General features: G+C 50.3%; 21 protein-coding genes. 19 read left to right on the forward strand and 2 right to left on the reverse strand.

From position 1 onward, the window contains the following. The first annotated feature begins 77 nt into the window (after window positions 1-77). The 7 genes from PY311_RS02290 to PY311_RS02320 all read left to right on the forward strand — a co-directional run bounded on the left by PY311_RS02290 (window position 78) and on the right by PY311_RS02320 (window position 7,072). Complete coding sequence (locus PY311_RS02290) at window positions 78-287, forward strand: helix-turn-helix transcriptional regulator (protein ID WP_286147070.1); 210 nt, start codon at window positions 78-80, stop codon at window positions 285-287. Next, on the forward strand, window positions 284-697 hold the full coding sequence (locus tag PY311_RS02295; protein ID WP_286147071.1) for a helix-turn-helix domain-containing protein: 414 nt from the start codon (window positions 284-286) through the stop codon (window positions 695-697). The genes PY311_RS02290 and PY311_RS02295 overlap by 4 nt, the downstream gene beginning before the upstream one ends. Window positions 698-1,495: 798 nt before the next feature. Then, window positions 1,496-1,909, forward strand: a complete 414-nt coding sequence (locus PY311_RS02300; RefSeq protein ID WP_286147072.1) for a hypothetical protein — start codon at window positions 1,496-1,498, stop codon at window positions 1,907-1,909. Continuing rightward, window positions 1,897-3,864, forward strand: a complete 1,968-nt coding sequence (gene mobP3, locus PY311_RS02305; protein WP_286147073.1) for a MobP3 family relaxase — start codon at window positions 1,897-1,899, stop codon at window positions 3,862-3,864. The genes PY311_RS02300 and mobP3 overlap by 13 nt, the downstream gene beginning before the upstream one ends. 116 nt (window positions 3,865-3,980) lie before the next feature. Continuing rightward, a complete protein-coding gene (locus tag PY311_RS02310) occupies window positions 3,981-4,283 on the forward strand; it encodes a hypothetical protein (protein ID WP_286147074.1) in 303 nt (100 codons plus the stop codon). Beyond that, complete coding sequence (locus PY311_RS02315; RefSeq protein ID WP_286147075.1) at window positions 4,284-5,486, forward strand: tyrosine-type recombinase/integrase; 1,203 nt, start codon at window positions 4,284-4,286, stop codon at window positions 5,484-5,486. It begins immediately after the preceding gene. After that, complete coding sequence (locus PY311_RS02320) at window positions 5,450-7,072, forward strand: tyrosine-type recombinase/integrase (RefSeq protein WP_286147076.1); 1,623 nt, start codon at window positions 5,450-5,452, stop codon at window positions 7,070-7,072. Before PY311_RS02315 ends, PY311_RS02320 begins: the two co-directional genes overlap by 37 nt. A gap of 77 nt (window positions 7,073-7,149) precedes the next feature. On the opposite strand, the gene PY311_RS02325 is transcribed toward PY311_RS02320, so the two are convergent. Continuing rightward, window positions 7,150-8,874, reverse strand: a complete 1,725-nt coding sequence (locus PY311_RS02325; protein WP_286147077.1) for a DUF262 domain-containing protein — start codon at window positions 8,872-8,874, stop codon at window positions 7,150-7,152. A gap of 169 nt (window positions 8,875-9,043) precedes the next feature. On the opposite strand from PY311_RS02325, the gene PY311_RS02330 reads away from it, so the two are divergent. Further along, window positions 9,044-9,535: a hypothetical protein gene (locus tag PY311_RS02330; RefSeq protein ID WP_286147078.1), complete on the forward strand. Its 492-nt coding sequence runs from the start codon at window positions 9,044-9,046 to the stop codon at window positions 9,533-9,535. Here PY311_RS02330 and PY311_RS02335 read toward each other — a convergent pair. Next, window positions 9,488-11,353 carry an AAA family ATPase gene (locus PY311_RS02335; protein ID WP_286147079.1) on the reverse strand — a complete coding sequence of 622 codons (1,866 nt, stop codon included), beginning with the start codon at window positions 11,351-11,353 and terminating at the stop codon, window positions 9,488-9,490. The genes PY311_RS02330 and PY311_RS02335 overlap by 48 nt on opposite strands. A 185-nt stretch (window positions 11,354-11,538) precedes the next feature. On the opposite strand from PY311_RS02335, the gene PY311_RS02340 reads away from it, so the two are divergent. The 11 genes from PY311_RS02340 to PY311_RS02390 all read left to right on the forward strand — a co-directional run bounded on the left by PY311_RS02340 (window position 11,539) and on the right by PY311_RS02390 (window position 23,163). Next, on the forward strand, window positions 11,539-12,252 hold the full coding sequence (locus PY311_RS02340; protein ID WP_286147080.1) for a tyrosine-type recombinase/integrase: 714 nt from the start codon (window positions 11,539-11,541) through the stop codon (window positions 12,250-12,252). Beyond that, complete coding sequence (locus tag PY311_RS02345) at window positions 12,249-13,205, forward strand: tyrosine-type recombinase/integrase (protein ID WP_286147081.1); 957 nt, start codon at window positions 12,249-12,251, stop codon at window positions 13,203-13,205. The genes PY311_RS02340 and PY311_RS02345 overlap by 4 nt, the downstream gene beginning before the upstream one ends. A 25-nt stretch (window positions 13,206-13,230) precedes the next feature. After that, window positions 13,231-13,677, forward strand: a complete 447-nt coding sequence (locus PY311_RS02350) for a DUF6550 family protein (RefSeq protein ID WP_286147082.1) — start codon at window positions 13,231-13,233, stop codon at window positions 13,675-13,677. 378 nt (window positions 13,678-14,055) lie between these two features. Further along, a complete protein-coding gene (locus PY311_RS02355; RefSeq protein WP_286147083.1) occupies window positions 14,056-14,271 on the forward strand; it encodes a helix-turn-helix domain-containing protein in 216 nt (71 codons plus the stop codon). Continuing rightward, complete coding sequence (locus PY311_RS02360) at window positions 14,264-15,712, forward strand: RNA/DNA-binding domain-containing protein (protein ID WP_286147084.1); 1,449 nt, start codon at window positions 14,264-14,266, stop codon at window positions 15,710-15,712. Before PY311_RS02355 ends, PY311_RS02360 begins: the two co-directional genes overlap by 8 nt. Before the next feature lie 84 nt (window positions 15,713-15,796). Further along, window positions 15,797-17,578, forward strand: coding sequence for a GmrSD restriction endonuclease domain-containing protein (locus PY311_RS02365; protein WP_286147085.1), 1,782 nt, complete (start codon window positions 15,797-15,799; stop codon window positions 17,576-17,578). 134 nt (window positions 17,579-17,712) lie between these two features. Continuing rightward, window positions 17,713-18,012 carry a hypothetical protein gene (locus PY311_RS02370; protein WP_286147086.1) on the forward strand — a complete coding sequence of 100 codons (300 nt, stop codon included), beginning with the start codon at window positions 17,713-17,715 and terminating at the stop codon, window positions 18,010-18,012. Continuing rightward, window positions 18,002-19,528: a site-specific DNA-methyltransferase gene (locus tag PY311_RS02375; RefSeq protein WP_286147087.1), complete on the forward strand. Its 1,527-nt coding sequence runs from the start codon at window positions 18,002-18,004 to the stop codon at window positions 19,526-19,528. Before PY311_RS02370 ends, PY311_RS02375 begins: the two co-directional genes overlap by 11 nt. Before the next feature lie 42 nt (window positions 19,529-19,570). Beyond that, window positions 19,571-20,302: a DEAD/DEAH box helicase family protein gene (locus PY311_RS02380; protein ID WP_286147088.1), complete on the forward strand. Its 732-nt coding sequence runs from the start codon at window positions 19,571-19,573 to the stop codon at window positions 20,300-20,302. Window positions 20,303-20,365: 63 nt separating this feature from the next. Then, window positions 20,366-22,225, forward strand: a complete 1,860-nt coding sequence (locus PY311_RS02385; RefSeq protein WP_286147089.1) for a DEAD/DEAH box helicase — start codon at window positions 20,366-20,368, stop codon at window positions 22,223-22,225. 239 nt (window positions 22,226-22,464) lie between these two features. Further along, the gene (locus tag PY311_RS02390) at window positions 22,465-23,163 is read left to right on the forward strand and encodes a hypothetical protein (protein ID WP_286147090.1); all 699 of its coding nucleotides are present in this window, start codon (window positions 22,465-22,467) and stop codon (window positions 23,161-23,163) included. Window positions 23,164-23,170: the final 7 nt, after the last annotated feature.

Raw genomic sequence — 23,170 nt, forward strand, 5'->3', positions numbered from 1 at the left:
CCATCTGCAAACAGTCTAACAGAGGGACCTCCGAAACGCAAGTAATTTTTCTCTGAATTCTATTGGAGGTAACGATTTTGAAAATATCGACCTATCACAGCTACGATGAATTGCCGCTGTTCCTCAACGCGGAACTGGTGGCAAAGGTGCTGGGCGTGTCCATCTCCAGTGCCTACGAGCTGATGCACGAAGAAGTATTTCCGTCTGTGCGCGTCGGAAGTCGGTTCGTGGTGCCCAAGGATAAATTCCAACAGTGGGTAGAGCGGCAGACTGGAGGTGCCAGATGAGAACTTGGACAAAGCGCGATCCGGTCAAGAACTATTTTCCTCTGCCCAATGAGATCTATCAGCTGGGTCTGTCTCACGGCGCGATCGCTGTCTACGGTTACCTGCTCCGCATCGAAGACCGCAGGACCTATCAGTGCCATCCCAGCTATGCCACCATCGGCAAGGCGGTGGGTATGAGCAATAACACCGTGCGGAAGTATGTGCAGGAGTTGGAGGAACGCGGACTCATCCGAACCGAGCGCACCAGCATCATCACGAGGGACGGGCGCAAGCAAAACGGAAGTCTGCTCTACACTATTCTGCCGATCCAGTTTTCCATCGGGGAATTTTATCGGCGGCAGATGGATGCTGTGGACAGAGCAAAGGAACGGCAGCGAGTGGCAAGACGCATGGAGCAGACCAGCGTGTGAAACAGCAGATATGTTCTCTGCGTGCTGTTATCATGGACAAGCAAAACCGTGAAGCCCATCAATGCGATGAGAGAAACAGCAATGGGATCACGCAGCCCAGCGGGGCCGCGACGCCTCGGAACAGCGACGCGCATGAACGCATCGCTGTTCCGCAGGCTTTCTGCGTTCTTCGAGATTCCCCTCGACCAAGGCCCAAAAGCGGCAAAGTTTGCCGTTTTAAGTCCCGGCCGCGCAGGGTTTCCGAACCGCGCAAAACGCTCCGAGGGTAGTGATACCACCCCCATCCAAAACGCCCCGTGTTTCGCCGTGTGAGCCGGTGTGTGCGATCCTGTTGGTGAAGGCAAGTGTGTACCCGCTTTCACCTGTGAAAACGAACGTGAGCCGTTTGTGCCGGAGGTGTTGAAGCCGAACTTTTACCGTGTGCTGTTTCTTGTCGGAAGCGAGGTGGAGATGCCTGCAAGCAATGGTCGTCAAAGAAAACAGGGCTCCCGCCGAAGCCCAGCGAAGCGGGTTCGGTGGGAAGAGGAGACGCAGCGGGATGAGTGAGTTTTCGCCGCTTTCGGCGGAAATGAGGGATATGGAGCTTGCGCCGACGAAAAGCAGGATAAAGGACTGGCGTCGGAACCGACGCTCCGCCCAGTCACTTCTGCCCGCAGTGCGGGCAGTTGACGGGGGTTTCAACGCAGGCGGTTGTGGCGTCTATTCGGAAGATTTTTTGCACGATTGGCGTCTGCCGTCCGTGAAAGGCCGATGAATACAGGCTTTTCGACGGCGTCTTAGTAAGAAAGAAGGCATTTTATGAGCGATAACAAGGATCGCTTGACCTACCGGCCAGAGCCGGAGACCAAGCAAAAAATAGAGCGGTGGTATCAGGAAGATAACTGCCGCAGCAAAAATGAGTTCATCGAAAAAGCGGTGAACTGCTACGCGGATATGCTGGCCGCAGGCGAAAGCACCACGCTGCCCCGTGCGGTGCAATCCGCCATCGACGCGCGGCTGAAGATCTTCGAGGATCGCATCGCGTCGCTGCTCTACAAGCAGGCGGTGGAGATGGACATGGCGATGTCCATTCTCCTACAAAGCCTCAACGTGAGCGAGGAAGTGCTGCGGCAGGAGCGGGCCAAGAGCATCGCCGCCGTCAAGCGCACCAACGGTCAGCTGCGGTTAGAGCAAAAGCTCCGTGAGCTGGAGAGCGAAGCATGGCAAGGCTGATCGTCAAAAGTCCGTACATCAAGTGCGGCGGTGAAAAAAGTGCCGGAGGTTATCTGAAGTACATCGCCACGCGGGAGCGGGTGGAGATCATCCCGGATGACCGTCCGCCCACCAACAAGCAGGAGCAGCTCATCGCAAAACTGGTGAAGGATTTTCCTGACGCACAAGAACTGATGGAGTACGAGGACTACCTCTCACGCCCGACAAAGGCAACGGCGTCCGCGCTCATCACACTGGCGCTGGAATCGAATTGGGATCGGGTACAGGGCATGGAAGGTTACGCCAAGTACATCGCCCTGCGGCCCAGAGCGGAGCGGCTGGGGGAACACGGTCTCTTCGGAGATGACGATGCCGTTGACCTCGCCGCTGTCGCGGACGAATTGGATCACTACACCGGCAACGTGTGGACGCACATCATCTCCCTCCACCGAGAGGATGCGGAGCGGCTGGGCTACAACCATGCGGACGCATGGCGCACATTACTGCGTACCCACCGCAATGACATCGCCGCGGCGATGAAAATACCGCCGGAGGATTTCCGCTGGTACGCCGCCTTCCATGACGAGGGCAATCATCCTCACGTCCACATGATGGCGTTGTCGGTGAATCCGAATCAGGCGTACCTTTCCAAAGACGGTATCCGCCAAATCAAGTCCACGCTCACCAACCAAATTTTCCGTCAGGAGCTGCTGCACGTCTATGAGCAGAAAAGCAAATCCCGTGATGAGCTGGTACGGGAAGCGCGGCGGACAATGCTGGAACTGGTGCAGACCATGCGGGGGATGACCTGCATCCACCCAGAGGCGGAGCAGATGATCTGGAAACTCTCCAAACAACTCAGCATCGTAGCGGGCAAGAAAACCTACGGCTATCTGCCGAAGCCGATGAAAAAGTTGGTGGATGAGATCGTCGACCAAATGGCGCGGCTGCCTACCGTGGATGCGTGCTACCAGACATGGTGGGAGCTGCAATGTCAGGTGGAGGATTACTACTCGGAGGGGAAGAAACGGCTGCGCCCACTGCTGTCTCATCAGAAGGAATTTCGCCAGATCAAGAACGCGGTCATCCGTGAGGCGGAGCATCTTCGTATGAACAGGTTTTCCTTTGAGGACGAGGAAATGCAGGATAACGGTGAGCAGATCAGCGCCTACGCCATGAGCTATGCGTGTCAGGATCTGCAAAGCGTGGCCAACGATGAGAGTTACCCTCTGGAGGAACGGGATGAAGCGGCGGAGCAGTTGGAGCAGCTTGCGGATACAGGCGACGCCTACGCGCAGTACATCATCGGCACGGCGTACCGTGACGGTGGGCTGCTGATCCCCGACACAGCCAAAGCGCAAAAGCTGTTGGAACGCGCGGCCGAGCAAGGCTTGGATGCGGCGCAGTACGCCCTTGGTAAGCTGTATCTCTCCGACGATGCTGACGTTCATGATCCCGCCAAGGGCATCTACTGGCTGAAACGCTCGGCGGACAACGGCAACGATTTCGCCGCCTACCGGCTGGGAAAGGAGTATCTCAGCGGCAAAAATACGATAAAAGATGCCGAAACAGCAGTGTCATATTTGCGGCAGGCCGCGGATAACGGCAACGCCTACGCACAGTATCTGTTGGGCAAGCTGACCCTCATGGGCGAGGGCGTTCCGAAGGACATGGACGCCGCCTACGAATGGTTCGCGGCGGCGCGGGATAACGGCCACGCCTACGCGGAATTTTTCATGAAACGCATGGAGCGCGGCGAACAGGAGCCGCCCGCCGTCCTGTTGTCAGCCACCCGGCTGCTCTACCACATGGGCAATATCTTTCGGGACAACGCCCCGGCTCCCGCTGCCAACGGTGTCCAAATCGACCGCAAGCGGCTGGCGCGGCTGCGGCAGAAGCGCGTCGCCCTCGGTCACAAGCCGGACGATCATGAGTTGGAACAGCAGCAAGGATTTTCAATGAAATTCCATATGTGAAGGGGGCGAGATGTTCAGTTTTTGCGCCGCAATAGTCAAAGAAACATTTCGGAAAACAGTAGCTTTGTGAGCCGGGTTGTGGTATGTGTTGTGGTTGCCAAAAAGGAGGTGCCGCAATGTATGACTACATGAAAGCCCTGCAAAAGCGTTTCGACCGGCAGTCTCATCCAGAATTGGACACCCAGATCGAACGTGCCCAGGAGGAACTGCGGCGGGATATGGATGCTGCGGGGCGCAGAAAGCTGCTGCGGCTGTTGGACGCACAAAACACATTGCTGGTTGAATCCAAGCTGATGAGCTTCACGGTGGGCTTCAAGCTGGCGTGGGGCATGGCGAAAGAGCTGGAGGCAGATGGGCTCTACTCCTTCGAGCGGGAGGAAGAAGAACACATCTGCCATCCATCGGAACAGGAGGACTAAATGGCGAAACGAAGACCGTCCGGCGACGGCATGGTGCGCAAGCGGGAGGACGGCCGCTGGGAGGGCCGTATCGTGGTGGGCCACAAGAAAAACGGTACGCCCATCTTCCAGCACGCCTATGCGCATACACAAAAGGAGCTGACGGAAAAGCTCCATCAAAACATCGAACGCTATCAGGACGTGGAACTGACCGAGGACAGCCGCATGACCCTGGGGGAGTGGCTGGACCGTTGGCTGACGGACTATAAAGAGAACACCGTCCGCCCCGGCACCCTTGCGGGGTATCGAAGCTGCATCGAAAACTACATCAAGCCGCAGCTCGGCGGCAAACAGGTGTCGCTGGTGACATCGCAGGATGTGCAGAAACTCTATCGGAGGCTGAAAGAGAACGGCCGGATCAGGGAGCATCCGAGGTTTGGTTCCGCCCTGTCGGACACCACCATCAACCGCCTCCACGCCATCTTCCATCAGGCGATGGAGGACGCCCTCCATGCGCATATCATCGCCAAGAATCCCACCGTGGGCGCAACGGTGCCAAAGGCAAGCCTTGCGCCGAAGCGTGTCCTGACCGACAGGGAACTGGATACCTTCTTGGATGCCGTGCGGGAGGATGCGGTCTGGGGTGACTTCTTCTACGTGGAGCTGACCACGGGCCTGCGGCGGGGCGAGATCTGCGGACTTATGTGGCAGGACTTTGACGCGCGGAACGGCGTCCTTCAAGTGCGCCGCACCCTTCATAACCGAAAGCTGGGGATCGATATGCTGGGCAAGACCAAGACCCGAAGCGGTGAGCGCACCATCGTCCTGCCCCGCAGCACGGCGGAAATTCTGCGCCGCCGAAAAGAGAATGCGATCACGCAATGGATCTTCCCAGACCCTGTCCGACCGGAGCTGCCGCTGTCTCCGAACTGCGCCTACACGCACATGAAAGCGATTTTGCGCAAGGCAGGACTGCCGGACATCCGCTTCCACGATCTGCGGCATACCTTCGCCACACATGCTATCGCCAGCGGCGTGGATGCCAAAACCCTGTCGGGGATTCTGGGGCATACCAACGCCAGCTTCACGCTGGATACCTACACCCATGTCACACCGGATATGCAAAAAGCCGCCAGCGGCATCGTTGGCGGCTTCATGGAAGATTTGCTCGGAAAGGGGCTGAGACCTTGGCAAAGAAACGGAAAAGCGGAACCGGCACCGTAAGACAGCGCAGTGACGGCCGGTGGGAGGGCCGCGTTGTCATCGGCTATGATGACAGCGGCCTTCCCAAGACGAAGAATGTTCTCGCCAAAACAAAGCGGGAATGTCAGGAGAAACTGCGGCAGCTCACTGAAAGCATGGTGGGGCGGAATGACCGAAAGGTCAAACCGGATATGCTGTTCGGGGACTGGCTATGCTACTGGTATGAAACCCACAGCAAGCCGACGCTCCGCGCCTCCACGCAGAACAACTACGAAAACGTCATTTACAACCATGTCCTGCCGGAGATCGGGAAGATTCCGCTGAACAAATTGTCACAGAATGACTTGCAGCAATTCTACGGGCGGCTGAAAAAGAACGGCCGCAAGCGTCTGACGGAGCAATATGGAGCGGGCCTTTCCGACCGCATGGTGCGGATGTGCCACGCGGTCTGCCGCTCTGCCTTGGAACGGGCCGTGCGGGATGACCTGCTCCGTACAAACCCCGCCATCGGCTGTAAGCTGCCGCCGAAAAAGGCAAAGGAAATGCAGGTGCTGGATCGGGAGGAATTGCAGAAATTTCTCATTCAGGCGCAGGCGGACGGGTACTACGAGCTATTCCTGCTGGATCTCTGCACCGGCCTGCGGCGGGGTGAATTGATAGCACTTCAATGGGAGGATCTGAACTTTGAAACCGGCGTGCTGACCGTCAACAAGCAGGCGTACACGGTAAACGGCGAATTGCAGATCATCCCACCGAAAACAAAAGCGTCCGTTCGAAAACTGGTGCTGCCGCCTGCGGTGCTGGCCGTGCTGCGGGAGTACCGCAAAAAGGTGGATTCCCGCTGGATGTTTCCGTCCCCGGTGAAGGCGGACCGACCGATCACGCCCGGCGTGGCACGAAGGCGGCTTCAGACGATACTGGAGCGGGCAGACTGCAAGCGTGTCAGATTCCATGATCTGCGGCACACCTTCGCAACGCTGGCGCTGGAAAACGGCATGGATGTGAAAACCCTCTCCGCTATGCTGGGCCATGTGTCTGCGGTGACAACGCTGGACATCTACACCCACATCACCGGCGATATGCAGCGCGCTGCTGCCGCCAGCATCGACCGGAGCATCGGCAAGGCAGAACCACGGGAAGAAACGGAGCCGGAGCGGAAAGGCATCGTGGACTTCCAGCCCTATGTGGGGAAGAAAAGGAAACCAGGCACCGGATGCGTCAGCGAACTCAATGACCACCTGTTTGAGGGACGCTATTCTCCCATATGGCCGGATGGGACGCAACATTCCCGCAACGTCTACGCCCACACCCGCGAGGAGTGCGAGGAAAAGCTGAAGGCGCTGATCACGGAGATGAACGAGGAACGCAAAAATCTCAAGGAGCAGCTTGCGGGCATCGCCCCGCCGGAAAAGCTGACCAAAAAGCAGCGCAAGCTGTGGGACTATATGCGCCTCCACCCGGAGATCACGGAGTTCTCGACCATCGCCAAACGAACCGGCCTGGCACGGAATACGGTGAAGAAACATTATGGGGTGGTAGCGGCAATGCTGGGGAGAGGGGAAAGAGAAGAATCAGAAACCGCAATTATTAATATAGATAATGGATAGGTGTCAGTACTTAACAGAACTATCAGACAAAGCACAATATCAAGAGAGAAGTGGCAACTTGATATTGTGTTTTGTTATTAGCAGATCTTCCAAAGTTCTTTTGCAATTTTAAACAACCAGTTAGCTCGGATATCTATGCACTGTTCTGACCATTCAGATTCCAACAGAACAGTATTCAAGGTAATTAGTCCCTTAGCACATGCTTCGAGTCCGGGTTTATTTACACCCTTTCCTGATTTCTTTGTAACCCAATCGCTGTCTCGTATTGATGCGTTTAGTGCTTGGGGGATAATAGCAAGGTTTCCGAGCGTAAGCAATTTTGAGTCTCTTTGCTTTGCAAGGTCATCCGTAGCGCAAGCGGGCCAGTTATTTCTCCATTTTTTAGGCATGAGATGCTCCAGACTATATCCATCAAAACCAAGAAGTAATGTTGCGCTATTCGCGGGGCGGATATGGCTTTCAATGAGGTAAAGGATACCTCTGGTTTGAAGATTGGTCAGCTTCGATTTTTGGAATCCATCCAACAATTCTTCGTCAGTAGGGATGTATGTTGTTGCATCATTACTACTGTTGAGTTTGGCTGCTAAAGTGTCTACATCTAAAACTTCATTATGGATCAGCGATGTAAATAGATTGTTATAGTTTTTGGTGAGCGCATGGACGACCATTCTGCGCATGATATAGCTTTCCAAAATGCCATACATGGCTTTTTGCTCATTCTCATCATATACATTCTTTGCAATGTACAGCATATAAGGAATGAGCGTGGATGTCTTTAAACCAAAGATTACAATATTTAGCCGTTCAATACCAAATGTGCTCGGAATGCTTGTACTACAGGTTTCGGGTCTAAATGTGTTTCTGAAACAGACAGCGTAATCTTTCATCTGGTTGAGAATAATACTTTTATCCCCATTACAATAGTGGTCTATAAAGTGTTGATAGGATTGAGCCAGGCTATCAACCCTGCCATACATGATTTTATCGTCATTGCTGATATTATACTGTTTGTCCTGAATAAAAAGCTGAAAAAAAGAATCAAAAAAGATGTCAATGACAGCACGCTTCATGCGGCCAGTCTCAATCTCGGTATCCCAATAAGATTTTGCATCATCATCTTTTTCAAAAACAGCAGCCCATTTTGCTTCATATTCACTGATGGTATCTCTGCTGAAAAAATAGTTTTTCAGTAACTCCGAGGTCGTCAAATTAACACCGAGAGAATTGATCGTATTAAAAATCTGCTGTTCGTCCTCGTCGGCATTCAAATCAATGCGTACAAATTGGGCGTTCATCATGACCGTCATAATGTTGAGCTTATTTTCATCGATGTGGTCGATAAAATAATTGTAAGCCTCGATAATTCTGGACTGAGGTGCAGGATTTTCAATTTTAGATGCGGATGTGGAACTCATGACCAATTCAAAAGCTTCGATATCATTCCTTCCGTGACGTAGAGCGATTGACTGTCCCATGATTCTAAACTGGCAATCAAAAGTTGTAGGTTGACCAAGCTTTAAGCATAGAACTTTCATAAAGAGGAGAAAAGTTGTCAAGCGTTGCTGTCCATCAACAATGGTTCTGCAATCGGTAAAATTTTCACCAAGATTTGGCCTGCGACCTTCTTTAAGAATGATCGAGCCAAAGAAATGGGGTTTGTTCGTTTTAACGATAAACTCCATATCTTCAATCATGCGGCCCCAAAGGTCTTCCTTCCAAACATAGGCTCTCTGAAAGAAAGGAACCTCAACGAGCGTGGAATTATTGAAAATATTTGTGATAATTGCTTTGTGTGCATCCATAGCCAAACTCCTTGTTGAAACTTAGATGGAAAGAAACGACTGAAGAAGGAATAAACTATAAAATGAGCTTACAAAAGAATACGGGAATTTTGACTCAAATCTAACCGACAGTATGATTACTAATTACTATATCATGATTGGAAAAGAAGTACAATATAGGGGCAGACTTTTGAAAAGTTCACATTTGAAAGATTTATTCTGCAAACAAATTATGGTAGAGAAAAATAAGAAAATCCCTCTGAAATCAACAATTTCAGAGGGATTTTGGTCCGAGATGGGAGACTCGAACTCCCGACATCTTGCTCCCAAACCTATGTCTAAACCTTCAGGCAGAACTGTGTCACACTCTTTGACACTTTCCGGCACTCCTGCGGTTCCTCTTTGGAACTCTTTTGCCCTGTTCGTTTCAGGCACCGCTTTCGCCTTTTGGGATTTGTGTGGGATTAAATTCTGTATATTAAAAGTGCTTCCGACCGGGATTGTCCCCGGCAGCGGGTGCTTTTTACCGCAGAGAGCAGCTCAGAAATTGCGCCGCATAAACAAAGAAATAAGCGCGATGACAAAGAAACAGCAGGCTGACTTGGATGATAGCCAGCCTGCTGAACGAAGATGGTTATTCGATGTTTTGCCTTTCGGCAGCAATACGTGTTCTTTTGCCTGAGAATGCAATGCCGATTTTTATAATTGACGTAACATTCATTGCCTGCAGATCAACGCTGTACGCACGGTCGTTGATCTGTTGCAAGGCAACATTGGCAAGGTCTTCAAGCTGTGTTTCAGAGCGGCCTTTCCCGGCCTTTAATTCAATCAAAATGCCAGGCAGCCGCTTATTCAAAGGAAGCAGCTGAATATCAAATCGTCCATCACCAGCTTCGCGATTGGAGGTAATGCGATAGCTGTTGTCCATCACAGCGCACATACCCAATATCAGACCATGGTAAAATGTTTCGTCGGCAGCATCATGGAAACTAATTGTTTGGAGCAGAAACTTCTCCAAAGTTTTTTGCAGTGATTCGATATCTGCCTTGTAGATAGCTTCCTGAATAGCAACAGCAACGGATCGAGGAATAATATTCTCAAGCTGAGAGAGGATCTCCTTGCTGTAGACGAAAGAAATCTCTTTGTTGGGCAGAGCCACTTCGCACATATAATCCTCGCCGTAAGACTGGTCGCAGCTCACAGCCTTCAAATAACCTGCCACCAGCAGGAAGCTGTAAACAGAGGACGAATCATTCTGAATCTGCGGATAAATGACACCGGTGTCAATGTGCGTAACAAAGGACTCGCCCTTCATCAACAGCTCCAGACGCTCCATAATATCCGGTGTTGCAGAAGCCAGCACCTCACGGATGATGTCGTTGCTTCCGGTGGACTGCCAAAATGCTTTGGGACGGCAGTTGTTGTTGAAGTATCCAATGACAGACCAGGGATTAAAAATCTCGGTATTACCGAAGCGGTACCCATCATACCAATCGCAGAGCTCCTGATACTTATCAGATGCGCTGTAGTATTCCGCCATCTCACGCACTTCGTCCGAGGTGAAACCAAAATACTCACTATAACGTTCATCCAAGATGGAGTTGATTTTCAGGTTGTTCAGGCCGCTGAAGATACTCTCCTTTGCAACACGCAGGATGCCGGTCAGGAAGCCATAGCTCAGATGCGGATTGTCCTTCAGACCGCCGGAAAACAGATTGCGCATAAATCCAATGACAGTATCATAGAAACCGTTCACATGTCCCTGCTGGATGGGAGTATCGTATTCGTCAATGATGACGATGGGGGCAACATCATGGTGCTTATGAAGCAGCAGCGTCAATGTCCGCAGGGACATTTGATAATCCACTTCATCAGCAGCTTCTGTTGCGAGAATGGAGTATTCCTCTTTTTCGTAATCACTGAGCGCAGAACTGGAGGCCAATTCATCGTGACGGCGGAATTCCTGCGCGATCAGCTTTTGGAGCGTCTGATAGGTTTCTTCCCAAGAAGTATATTTCACGTCCTTAAAAGTCAGAAAAATCACAGGATACTTTCTGTGATGGACACGGTAGGATTCTCCGCAGAACCAGATTTTCTTATCTCTGAAGTAAACGGAAGTGTCCTCGGCCGTCTTTTCAAAGAATGTGCGGAGCATGTCCATGTTAAGCGTCTTGCCAAAACGTCTGGGACGGGTGAACAGGGATACCTTGGGGCGCTCATCCAGAAATTCCTTGATCATCAGGGTCTTGTCCACATAGTAGTAGTTCTTGCAGGCATCCCGGTAATCAGACACACCAATAGGCAAAGGTTTGCGCACGGATGACTCTGCGGGCTTCACAGCACTCCGGCGGCCACGCTTATCCATCGGCTTTTGAGCGCTGTCCGGGATAAACCACTGCCTGCCCTCCTTATACGCGCCGGAAATGCGTCCGGCTTTGCAAAGCGCATTGACCCGCCGTTCAGTAATGCCCCAAGCGGCAGCCGCTTCTTTGATCGTCATATTGGAATACCTCCATTGCAGTTCGTTAGGAACATTATAACCACTATTCTGAATAAAATCAACTATATTATTCCGAACAGTAACGGCATTGTTCGGAATAGTTTTCTTCTGCAAATATTCTGTTCTTTCAGTAGCTATTTCCTGCTTTCTGTGATATTGTTCGTTTGCCAAAAGGAGGCGATGATATGCAGAAAGAAAACAAGCTGACGGTTGGGCAATGGTGCGGCCGGTGGTTCACCGCCAATCGGCACAAATGGAACGGCAACACCGAGGGCGGGTACCGCAATCTGATTTACAGCCACATCCTCCCCAGCATCGGAAATATGGAGCTCTCTGACCTAACAGAGCAGACGGTCACGGATTTCTACGACAGCCTGCAGAGCTGGGGGCTCAGTGCCAGAAGCGTCTGGTGCGTCCACCTGCTTCTGCGGCGGTGCATGGACGAAGCGGCACAGGACCAACTCATTCCCTACAACCCGGTGCGGCTCTGCCGGGAGCCCAAGGCAGAGGAATACAAAACAGCCCCTCTGCGATTGGGGCAGCTCCAGCGTTACCTGAACGCAGCAGAACAGCTCGGCGTACTTCCCCTCATCTATACAGGACTATCAAGTGGCCTGCGGCAATGTGAACTGATCACCTTGTCGTGGACCGATTTTCATGTCCGCTACAGGTACATCCTCAGAGGCCAGCACCTGCTGACACTCAATGAAAAGGCAGCACATCTTCTGGAGCAGATACCGGAAACCGGCTCGCCCTATGTGTTCCTCAATGCCAAGACCGGAGCGCCGTACAAGCTCCACGAGTTCTACTATCTGCACAAGAAGATCCTCAAGCAGGCCAGGCTCCCGTGGGTAGCCTTTCGGAATCTGCAGCGGCAGTGCATGGAGGTGGGAATATGACGCTTCGGGAATACATCATCTACTGGCAGGAAACCTACGATAAGTCCCAGAGCAGGCCGACTACCTATGCGGCACACAACTATGTATTCAAGAACCATATTCTCCCCAGCTTGGGAGATATACCGCTCTCTGAATTGACATCGGAGATAGTCGGAGAATTTCTGGAGGAACGGCGGCGCTTCGGCAATCATCGACCCGGCAGCTCTGGCTTGGGAGGAGAAACCATGCGGCACATCCACCGCCTGCTCCAGCAATGCCTGGACCAAGCCATGCGGGATGGCCTGATTGGCGATAATCCCGCCAGAGCGTTCCACTACTCCAAGCCAAAGAAGGTCAATGCCGATGTGCTGACGCCGCTGGAGATGGAGGATTATCTGGATGCGGCAGAACGGCTGGGGCATCTCCCCATGTTCATGCTGGCCTTAACGGTCGGCCTACGGCAGGGTGAGCTCATCGCCCTGAAATGGAATGACCTCAAGGTAAAGGATAGGACGCTGACCATATCGGAGCAGCGCTCTGTAGAACGGCGGGAGCTGATTGAATATGGCTCAGAAACGAGAACAATAACCTTGGCATCGGAGGTGGTCGACCTCCTGATCATGGAACACATCAAGCATCCAAACAGTCCGCTGATGTTCATGCATCCGGCTACGCAAAGGCCATACTCGCCGCAGATGGTGCGCCGGATGCATAATGAGATCATCAAGGAAGCAGGGCTTGACCACATCCGATTCACAGATCTCCGGCACACCTGTGCCGTCCTATCTCTGCGAAACGGCATGGAAGCCAAAGAACTGGCACGGATGCTGGGACATTACCGGCCATCGATAACCCGGCAGAACTATGAACCGTATCTGCCCCACAAGGCACAAAATGAGGATTTGCCAAACGAGGCCACTCAGGACGAGCTGCAGCAGGCGGCAAATATTCTGGATAATCTTCTGAAGTTCTGATAACTGTTTCGCCAAAGGAGCTAACATGAAAAAGCTTATCATCATCGCCGCAACATTTACCGCTTGCCTCGGCCTTTGTGCCGCCGTGTGGCCGCAGACCGAAGTAGTCGAGGAAACACTCGCACCGCCCCAAATACCTGCCGTAACCGCCCCAGAGCCGATTGTCGCAGAGGTCAAATTAGAAACAGAACCTGATTTGCCAACAGAGAAAGAAAAGGCTGCGACTCCACAGCCGGAGCCGGTCGAGGAACTTGGTGCCGTCCCAGTCCCTGCACCGGCAGAGCCGACATCTGTGGCCGAAATACCGCAGTTGGAGACTGAGCTTCCCGCACCGCAGCCGACCATAGAACTGCAGCCCGGCGATGAGGTCTATATTCCGGGCTTTGACTGGGTACCATACGAGGGGCCGAATCACCGCGAGTATGCTGCGGATATGTACGAGAATGGCAACAAAATCGGGAGCATGGGCTGAAACAGGATCTGCTGGGAGCGGGCATACTGCTTGATTACGAAAGCTGCTGTACCGAAAAGTGGTTGGTATCATATTATGATACCAACCACTTTTTGCCGATGTGGAGTTGAAAAAGCCAATGGTATCTCCTCGTGGTCTGATGACGACGAGGAGTAGAATATAGGCAGCGGCTCAACAGTTGAGCCGCATAAACAATGAAATAGCCGCGGGAGCGAAGCGGAACATTTCCGTGGCTTTTTCATCGTGACCAGATGATTCGAAATCTTCTCTCTGAAATCGAAAACACAGATCTGAAAACTGGATTTTTGATAGACAAAATGGCGTCTCCATGCTAAAATTAACCTGTATCAGTGTATACTCTGGGGATGAGGTGTTACAATGACGATTTGTTATAACAAGCTGTGGAAGCTCCTGATCGATAAAAACATGAAAAAGAAGGATCTCCGCTTAGCCACTGGCATGTCCACCACCGCCCTTGCCAAGCTGGGCAAGAACCAGCATGTCAGCACAGAGATTCTGACGAAGATCTGCACTGTGCTGGATTGCGACTTCTGCGACATCATCGAATTGGTGAAGGAGGAGCAGCATGATTGACTTTTCCAAAATCGAGCAATATCGGGAGAACAACCGCATCGAGGCCAAGAAAGCCCTTGGCGGACTGCCCAGGAGCGTTTGGGAAACCTATTCCGCCTTTGCCAATACCCACGGTGGCATTATCCTACTGGGAGTGGAGGAATGGGCAGACAAATCCCTGCACACGGTGGATCTGCCCGATCCGGACAGACTCATCAAGGAGTTCTGGGACATCGCCAATAATCCCAACAAGACCAGCGTAAATGTGTTGTCATCCAAAGATGTATTCGTCCAAGAGGTCGACGGCAACCATATCGTGGTCATCAATGTCCCCCGTGCCGAGCGCTCCTATAAACCGGTGTATGTGGACGGCAACCCGCTCTGCACCTACCGACGTAACGGTGAGGGCGACTATCGCTGCACCAAGGAGGAGTATCAGGCTATGGTGCGTGATGCATCGGTAAAGACGCAGGATATGCTGGTTCTGAACGAGATGGACTTGACAGTGTTCAATCAGGAGAGTGTCCGCAGCTATCGCCAGAGGATGCGCCTCTCCCGCCCCGGTCATGTATGGGAGGCGCTGGAGGATGAAGATTTCCTTCTGAAGCTGGGCGCTGTGGGCATCGGCTCTGATGGGAAGAAGCATCCCACTTCTGCCGGACTTCTCATGTTCGGCAATGAATACGACATTGTGCGGGAATTCAATGCTTACTTTCTGGACTATCAGGAACAGTATGACGCTGATACCCGCTGGACTGACCGCATCATCTCCTCCTCCGGAGACTGGAGCGGCAATGTGTACGACTTCTATTTCCGCGTCTATAACAAGCTGATTCAGGACATTAAAGTACCGTTTAAAATGGATGGCGGCACCAGAGTGGATGATACCCCTGTGCATCAGGCTCTGCGTGAAGCACTGGCCAACTGTCTGGTGAATGCCGATTATTACGGCAGACAGGGGCTGGTCATCGTCAAAAAGCGTAATAGCATTACGATGTCCAACCCAGGCAGCTTCCGCATCGAAATTGATGCCGCAAAGAGCGGCGGTGTTTCTGATCCGCGGAACGGAACGATGCTGAAAATGTTCAACCTGATCGATATCGGTGAGCGTGCTGGTAGCGGCATTCCGAATATCTTCCGCGTCTGGCGCGAGCAAAATTGGACAACTCCGGAGATTACAGAGCAACTCGAGCCGGAGCGGACAATTTTATCGCTCGTTTTTGAAAAAGCAAGCGGTAAAAAGCAAGCGATAAAAGCAAGCAATCACACAATTTACAGCAGGCAAAAACAATCCGTCATCGAATACTTGACCCGCGAGATTCAAGCGGATTGTAAAACGATTGCGGATCTGTTGGAGATCAGTAGTCCTCGTGCCAGAGCAGTGCTTACAAAAATGGTGAAAGAAGAAATCATTATTACCGAAGGCGGCAACCGCAATAGAACATACAAATTGAAATCCTAAGTGTCCACTATAACGGACACCACTTATGGTAGACTTATATAGAGAAAATGCAGCAACCATAGCGTTGCTTTTCGGAGGATCCAGATGGGAAAAGAACTGTTTAAGAATATCCCCAGTAAAGTCGGGGATTTGGTCAAAGATGTACGCAATGGCCGCATCGGTCTGCCTGATCTTCAGCGTCCTTTTGTTTGGAGGGACAATAAAGTTCGTGAGTTGTTTGACTCTATGCTCAAGGGCTATCCCATTGGCTATATCATGCTGTGGGAGTCTCCAGTTGATTATGAGAGCAAAAAGAGCACGATTGGAGATAACTCAAAAACCTATGAAGAACCTAAGGAACTCGTCATTGACGGTCAGCAGCGCTTGACTGCCCTTGTTGCGGCTATGTTTGCGGTCAAGGTGAAGGACAAGAATTTCGCAGATCGTGAAATAAAAATCTCCTATAATCCGCTGACTCGCGAATTTGCCGTGTGGTCCCAGGCATACGAAAAAGACACCGAGTGGATCAGTCGCATCAGTGATGTGTTCCTGGCAAAAGAGGACAATTCCATCAGTTCTCTGCGGCGACATTTTATCAAGGAAGCCAACGAAGGCCGCAGTAAGAAAGAACTCCCCTTGCTGACAGACGAGGAAGAAGATAGAATCGAAGATAACATCAATGCGCTTCTGAATTTGTCTGATTATTCTCTGCCTACTCTGGAAATCAGTTACACGGCAGACGAAGAAGATGTCGCAGATATTTTCGTCAGAGTCAATTCTGGCGGACAGAGTCTGACGGAGAACAACTTCATTCAGACTCTTATCTCCGTTTACGAGAATGAAACCAGTAATAAGATCAATGCGTTTGCAGCAGCATCCAGAGTACCAGCCGCCAACACCTCTTACAACACACTTTTGGCAATTGAACCTTCTCATCTGATTCGCATGGCCGTTGGCGTTGGTTTCAAGCGTGCCCGGTTGAGATACGCCTACATGCTTTTGCGAGGTAAAAATCTTGAGACTGGAAAGTTCTCTGATGAAGTCCGGTATGAAAATCTCCAGATTTTCAAGGACGCTTTGGACAAGGTCATGAACCTTAACAACTGGCACAGTTTCATTAACATCGTGGCAGAGGCCGGATATATCAGCGACAAGCTGATTGCATCGTCCAACGCTATCGTTTTCAGTTATGTCCTTTACCTGATTGCCAAATACGACTACAAACTGGATGCGGCGCAGTTGAAGAAATGCACCAGCAAGTGGTTCTTTATGAGCACCATCACATATTTCTACACCGGCTCCACGGAGTCCGAAGTGGAAAAGCAATTTGCAGATCTGCGTGATGTTCATACGGCGGCAGAGTTCATTGCCTATATTGACCGTGTAATCGAAACACACTTCACAGACGATTATTTCAGTTTGACTCTACCTAACGAGCTGAACAGCGCTGCGGCTATTTCTCCGGCGTGGTATGGATATGTGGCAGCTCAGATCGTGCTGAATACTCCTATGTTGTTCAGCAACACCCCAGTATCCAAGTATTTCATCTTGGGTTCCAGCGGAACGAAGAATGCTATCGACAAGCATCACATTTTCCCGAAAAACTACCTGACTGGCATTGGTTTTACCAGCGACCGTGACCGGAACCAGATCGCAAACTTTACCTATCTCGACTACGCCACCAACATCGAGATTTCAGATAAGGCGCCCCAAGATTATGTCTCTCATTACCGCCAAAAGCTGGGCGAAGAAGGTTATCGCAAAACCTGCAAGGAACACGCTCTACCGAATAATTTTGAAAACATGGAATACATGGAGTTCCTAAATCAGCGCAGGATTTTGATGGCGAAGACTGTTCGTAAAGCGTACCAGAGGCTGTGTGAGTGATATTTACAAATAAAGCCTTTCGGGGTGGTTGTGTTGTGTACAGAAACCGCAGGAATTATAGCGATAGTTGGAAAAATGTTCAACTGATTGCTAATATAGACCTTGCAAATGACTGGCGCAGAGGAGAATAACTGATGGATTATAATATTTTGATAACCTTCTTGCAAGAGAAACAATACCTCACCGATTTGGAAAAGGACATTCTGGATACATGGAATGAATTGCAGAAGAATCCGTTTGACCGTTCTGCGGCGCAGAAACAGGTCATTCAGAACAACGCAAAGCACCCGGAGATTTTTGTTGCAATCGCAGCGCTGCCAGCAACGGAGACTCGTCCCTTTGAACAGGCAACAGATTCCGATATTCGTTATAATTTAGAGAAACAGCTTGCAGCACTTGCGGCAAAGGAAGGGTGGCAGAAATATGGCCAATAAACTGGAACTGACATGGTACGGCAAGGACGAACCGATTCGAGTGGAACCGCGTCTGCTGATTGAAAACACGGCACTGTCCAACACCGCCGCCGATTTGGAGACGCAGAATATGCTGATCCATGGGGATAATCTGCTGGCACTGAAAGCGCTGGAGAGCAAATTTGCCGGGCAGGTAAAGTGCATCTATATCGATCCGCCGTATAATGCCAATGCTGCAAATATATATGATGACAATATTGAACATAGTCTTTGGCTTAATTTGATCCGCCCTCGGCTACAAATCATGTGGAGCCTTTTGGATGATACGGGGTCGATATGGATAAGTATCGACGATAACGAACGTGACTATCTGAAGGTTTTGTGTGATGAATTATTTGGCCGTTCATGTTTCCTTGCCTCTATTGTATGGCAAAAGCGATATTCACGCGAAAACCGAGAGGCCATCGGAGATTCACATGAGTATATCCTTGTTTATGTAAAAGACAAGGATGCATTTAAAAAAACTCGGAATTACCTTCCGCTTACAGAAAAACAGCTTAAGGCATATAAAAATCCGGATAATGATCCTCGTGGCTCTTGGCAATCTGTTTCTCTACTTGCGCAAGGATACCGGCCTAATCAAATGTATGAGATTGTCGCACCAAACGGAAAAATACACACACCGCCACCGGGAAATTGCTGGAAAGTGATAGAATCAGAGTTTAAGAAAGCACTTGCGGACGGCAGAGTAACCTTTGGCAATGACGGAAATGGTGTGCCACGTAGGAAACAATTTTTATCAGAAGCAAAGGGAATTGTGCCGTGGACATGGTGGCCACAGGACGAAGTTGGGCACACCGGTGAGTCTAAAGACGAAGTAAATGCTTTATTTGGCAGTGATATTTCTTTTGACACGCCCAAGCCTGAACGACTGATTGAACGCATCATCCACATTGCAACCAACCCCGGCGACCTTGTTCTCGATTCTTTCCTCGGTTCCGGCACGACTGCTGCCGTAGCACAGAAAATGGGTCGGCGCTGGATTGGTGTGGAAATGGGCAACCACGCCTACACCCACTGCAAGGTGCGTGCGGACAAGGTGATTGCGGGTCAAGACCCCGGCGGCATCACAAAAGCGCAGAATTGGCAGGGCGGCGGGTATCGCTTCTATGAGGTCGCACCTACCCTTATCAACAAAGACGCCTTTGACGAATATGTCATCAACGAAGACTACGATGCCAATATGCTGGCGGCTGCCGTTGCCCTGCACGAGGGATTCCATTATCAGCCGGACGGAGAATTATTTTGGAAGCAGTCTGTGGGCAACGAAAACAGCTACCTATTTGTGACGACCCGTCACCTGAACAGCACCTACCTGGATTCCATCAAGGATACCATGGAGGACGGTGAATATCTCATTATCGCCTGCCGCTCCTTGACAGTGAGCTGGACAAGGCTTACGACAACATTGCCGTCAAGAAAATTCCGCAAATGTTGTTGGAACGCTGTGAGTTTGGCAAGACCGACTACAATCTGAACATCGTCCATCCGCCAGTGTATGATGACGAGGAGGAACAGGATGTTTAATGATTTTCCGCTTTATACCACGGACTATATCAGCGGTGTGATGTCCCTGCGGAAGCCGCAGACAAAATCTCTGAAAATTCTGGAAGAAATCACGAATGCAGTGCCCCTGCGCAAGGGCATGAATCTGAAAGCAGCACTGGGTGCAGTTCACGCCATGTATCCGATTTGCACGGATTTTGAGCGGGATTTCATGTCTTTGACTTTTGCTCTGGCCACCGGCGTGGGTAAAACCCGGCTGATGGGCGCTTTCATCGCCTATCTGTATACGCAGCACAACATCCGAAACTTTTTCGTGGTTGCGCCCAATACCACGATCTATGAGAAGCTCAAGAAGGATTTGAGTGATAACGGCAGTCCGAAGTATGTGTTCCGGGGGCTGGGCTGCTTTACCGTACAGCCGCAAATTATCACGGATGACGATTACCGGGAAAAGAACCTCTCGTTGTTTGAATCCGATGTACATATCTTCGTATATAACATCGATAAGTTCAACAAAGAGGGCGCAAACATGAAGAAGGTGAACGAGCTCATCGGTGACTCGTTCTATCAGGCACTCTCCGACCTGCCGGACTTGGTGCTGATTATGGATGAATCTCACCATTACCGGGCAGAGCGTGGTATGCAGGCACTCAACGAACTGCATCCGCTGCTGGGATTGGAGCTAACTGCGACTCCCCTTGTGACGAAGGGGAACAAGCAAGTTCCTTTCAAAAATGTTGTATAAGAATATCCGCTGTCCAAGGCCATCGAGGACGGCTATACCCGTACCCCATATGCCGTGACCCGCTTGGACATTGATTTCTATAACTTCGGTGATGAACAGCTGGATAAAATGATGTTGCTGGACGGCATCACCTGTCATGAGAGCACCAAACGGAAACTGGAGGTTTATGCTGTCAACCATGGAAAGCAGGTCGTGAAGCCGTTTATGTTGGTGGTCTGTAAAGATACCGACCATGCAACATGGGTGGAGCAGTTTGTAAAGTCGGACGAGTTTCGTGGCGGCGCATACCGCAACAAAACCATCGTTGTTCATTCCAAGCAGAAAGGTGCAGAAACCGAAGCCAACACCCGGCTGCTTCTGGATGTGGAGAATCCCGAAAACCCGGTAGAAATCGTAATCCACGTCAATATGCTCAAGGAAGGTTGGGATGTCAACAACCTCTATACCATTGTGCCGCTTCGCACGGCAGCATCCAAGATTCTTCGAGAGCAGATGGTTGGTCGCGGCTTGCGCCTACCCTATGGAGAGCGCACCGGTGATCGGGATGTGGATGCCGTCATGCTGACTGCCCATGATAAATTCAATGATATTCTGGCGGAGGCACAGAAGGGTGATTCTATTTTTAAGGCTGGGAATGTCATTAAAGCAGAAGAAATCAAGCCCGAAGAAGTGGTCTATACTCAGCTGACAATAGAAACTAATCCGGATGCCGAGCTGGAAAAAGCGTATGCTCATACTCAAATTGAAAAGACGGATACCACAGATGCACTGATCAAGAAGGCAGCTGACTTGATCAAAGCAGAGGTTGAGCAGCACATTCAGCATACCCCGGCGCATACGGTCACTCCGACGCAGGCACAGCAAATCGTAGAAACGGTCAAGCAGCAGGTATCCGAGGACAAAGACCTTGGTCAAACGTTCAAAGAGAACGAAATGCCGATTGCCGCATGGATGCTTCAGCAGACCGAGGAAACGCACCGGGCTGCTGTGAATAAATTCATCCCGATTCCACGCATTAAGGTTACGGATGCCGGGGTCGAGGAATATGTGTTTGTGGACTTTGATTCGGATATGGCGGAGTTCACCCATGTGCCGATTAGGAATGAGCTGCTTGTGCAGAATCTGGAGGATATGCAGGACAGGCAGCGCATCAAGGGCAACGCTATTGATTTTGAAGGATACAATCCTAAAAAAGTCATTCTGGAACAGCTGCGTGCAAAACCGGAAATCGATTACGAAAAGTGTTCCAAACTGCTGTTCAAGCTGATTACTCAGGTCTGCGACCATTACGAAACCCGATATGGCACAAACGGAATGCAAAACATCATTATGATGTACAAGCGGGATATTGGCAATAAAATCTACAAGCAGATGCTCCAGCATTTTTACTGTGAAAACGGATTTTTACAGGAAGAAGTGGTCGGGACAAGAAAGTATAATCTGCAGCAATCCTATCGTTACTCTGAACGTGTGAACCTTTTCTCTGATGAGTATACGGAAAATATCCAGTCTGTGCTGTTTGAGGGGATAAAACGAGGCGTGTTCAGCACCGCTAAATTTGACAGCCGCCCGGAGCTGTTGTTGGCACGAATCCTGGAAACAGAATCGGCTGATGTACAGAATTGGCTTCGTCCTGCGCCGCAGGAGTTCAATATCACCTATAACCACGGTCATAACTATGAGCCGGACTTTGTGGTGGAAACCGAGGACACTATTTATCTCGTAGAGGTCAAGGGTGAGGACAAGCTGAATGACCCGGATGTGATTGCTAAGAAAAAGCGCGGTATCCAATACTGCGAGGTTGCCTCTCGCTGGGGCAAGGCAAACGGCTATAAGAAGTGGCGGTATCTGTTTATCCCGTCCAAGCAGGTAATGCCAAACTCGTCGTTTATGCAGTTGGCAAAAAGGTTTGGAGAATACTAAATTAACAAATAGTCTCTGCAAATACAATTTAGCTAAATGTGTAATGTACAAAATCTGTTCTTCATGGAAACGCTAAGTTTTTCGTGAATCTAATGACACTCGATATAGTCAATATTGTTGCATTAAATTTAGCGTCAAAGCTTTGAATACTAATACGGTTGCGAATAATAATTTAGGTGCTTGTAGCTTTGATGTTTCAACAGAAATATCATCAAATAAAAGAATTGGAGGAATAGAAAATGGCAGAGACCTTTAAACTTCCGTGCTCATCGTATGAGGAGCTGATTAAACTGTTCCAAGCGTATGCGAATACGAAAGAAGGAACCGCACTATCATTGGACGAGATAACCCAAGCCACTGGAGTACCTCGTACTATTGTAAGCAAGAACAATGGTTTTATGGTACAAGTGGGTTTGATCACGGAGGGCAATAAAAAAGCAGCAACCGAAACGGGACGCGCTTTAGGACGAGCATATACCTCAAAAATTACAGATGAAGTTGACCGGATTTGGAAAGAGATTATTGCTGAAGTTGATTTTTTAAACCGGATGTTGTCTGCTGTCCGAATTCGTAATGGCATGGATCGTTCGAGTTTCATTAATCACATTATTTATTCTTCAGGACTCAAAGATGCTAAGGAATCTCGCGCAGGAGCTGGAGCACTGATTGAAATTTTTAAGAGTGTTGGGGTATTGTCAGAGGTTGACGGCAAGCTATCTGTCCTGGATGAACCAAGCTCTGCCCGAGTATCTGTTGCATCAAATACCATATCTGCTGAGCAAACGCATTCAGAACCAGTTGCCCAACAAGCGCTTCCCGTTGCAACAATTTCGGCAAAGAACTCTATTGTCATCAACATCAATATCAACTGTACACCAGCAGATATTGATGGACTCGGCGAAAAAATTAGTCAACTGCTTTACGAGTTGTCTGAATGATTAAGCT

This window comes from Neopoerus faecalis (assembly GCF_029218125.1).
Lineage (GTDB): Bacteria > Bacillota > Clostridia > Oscillospirales > Oscillospiraceae > Oscillibacter > Oscillibacter faecalis_A.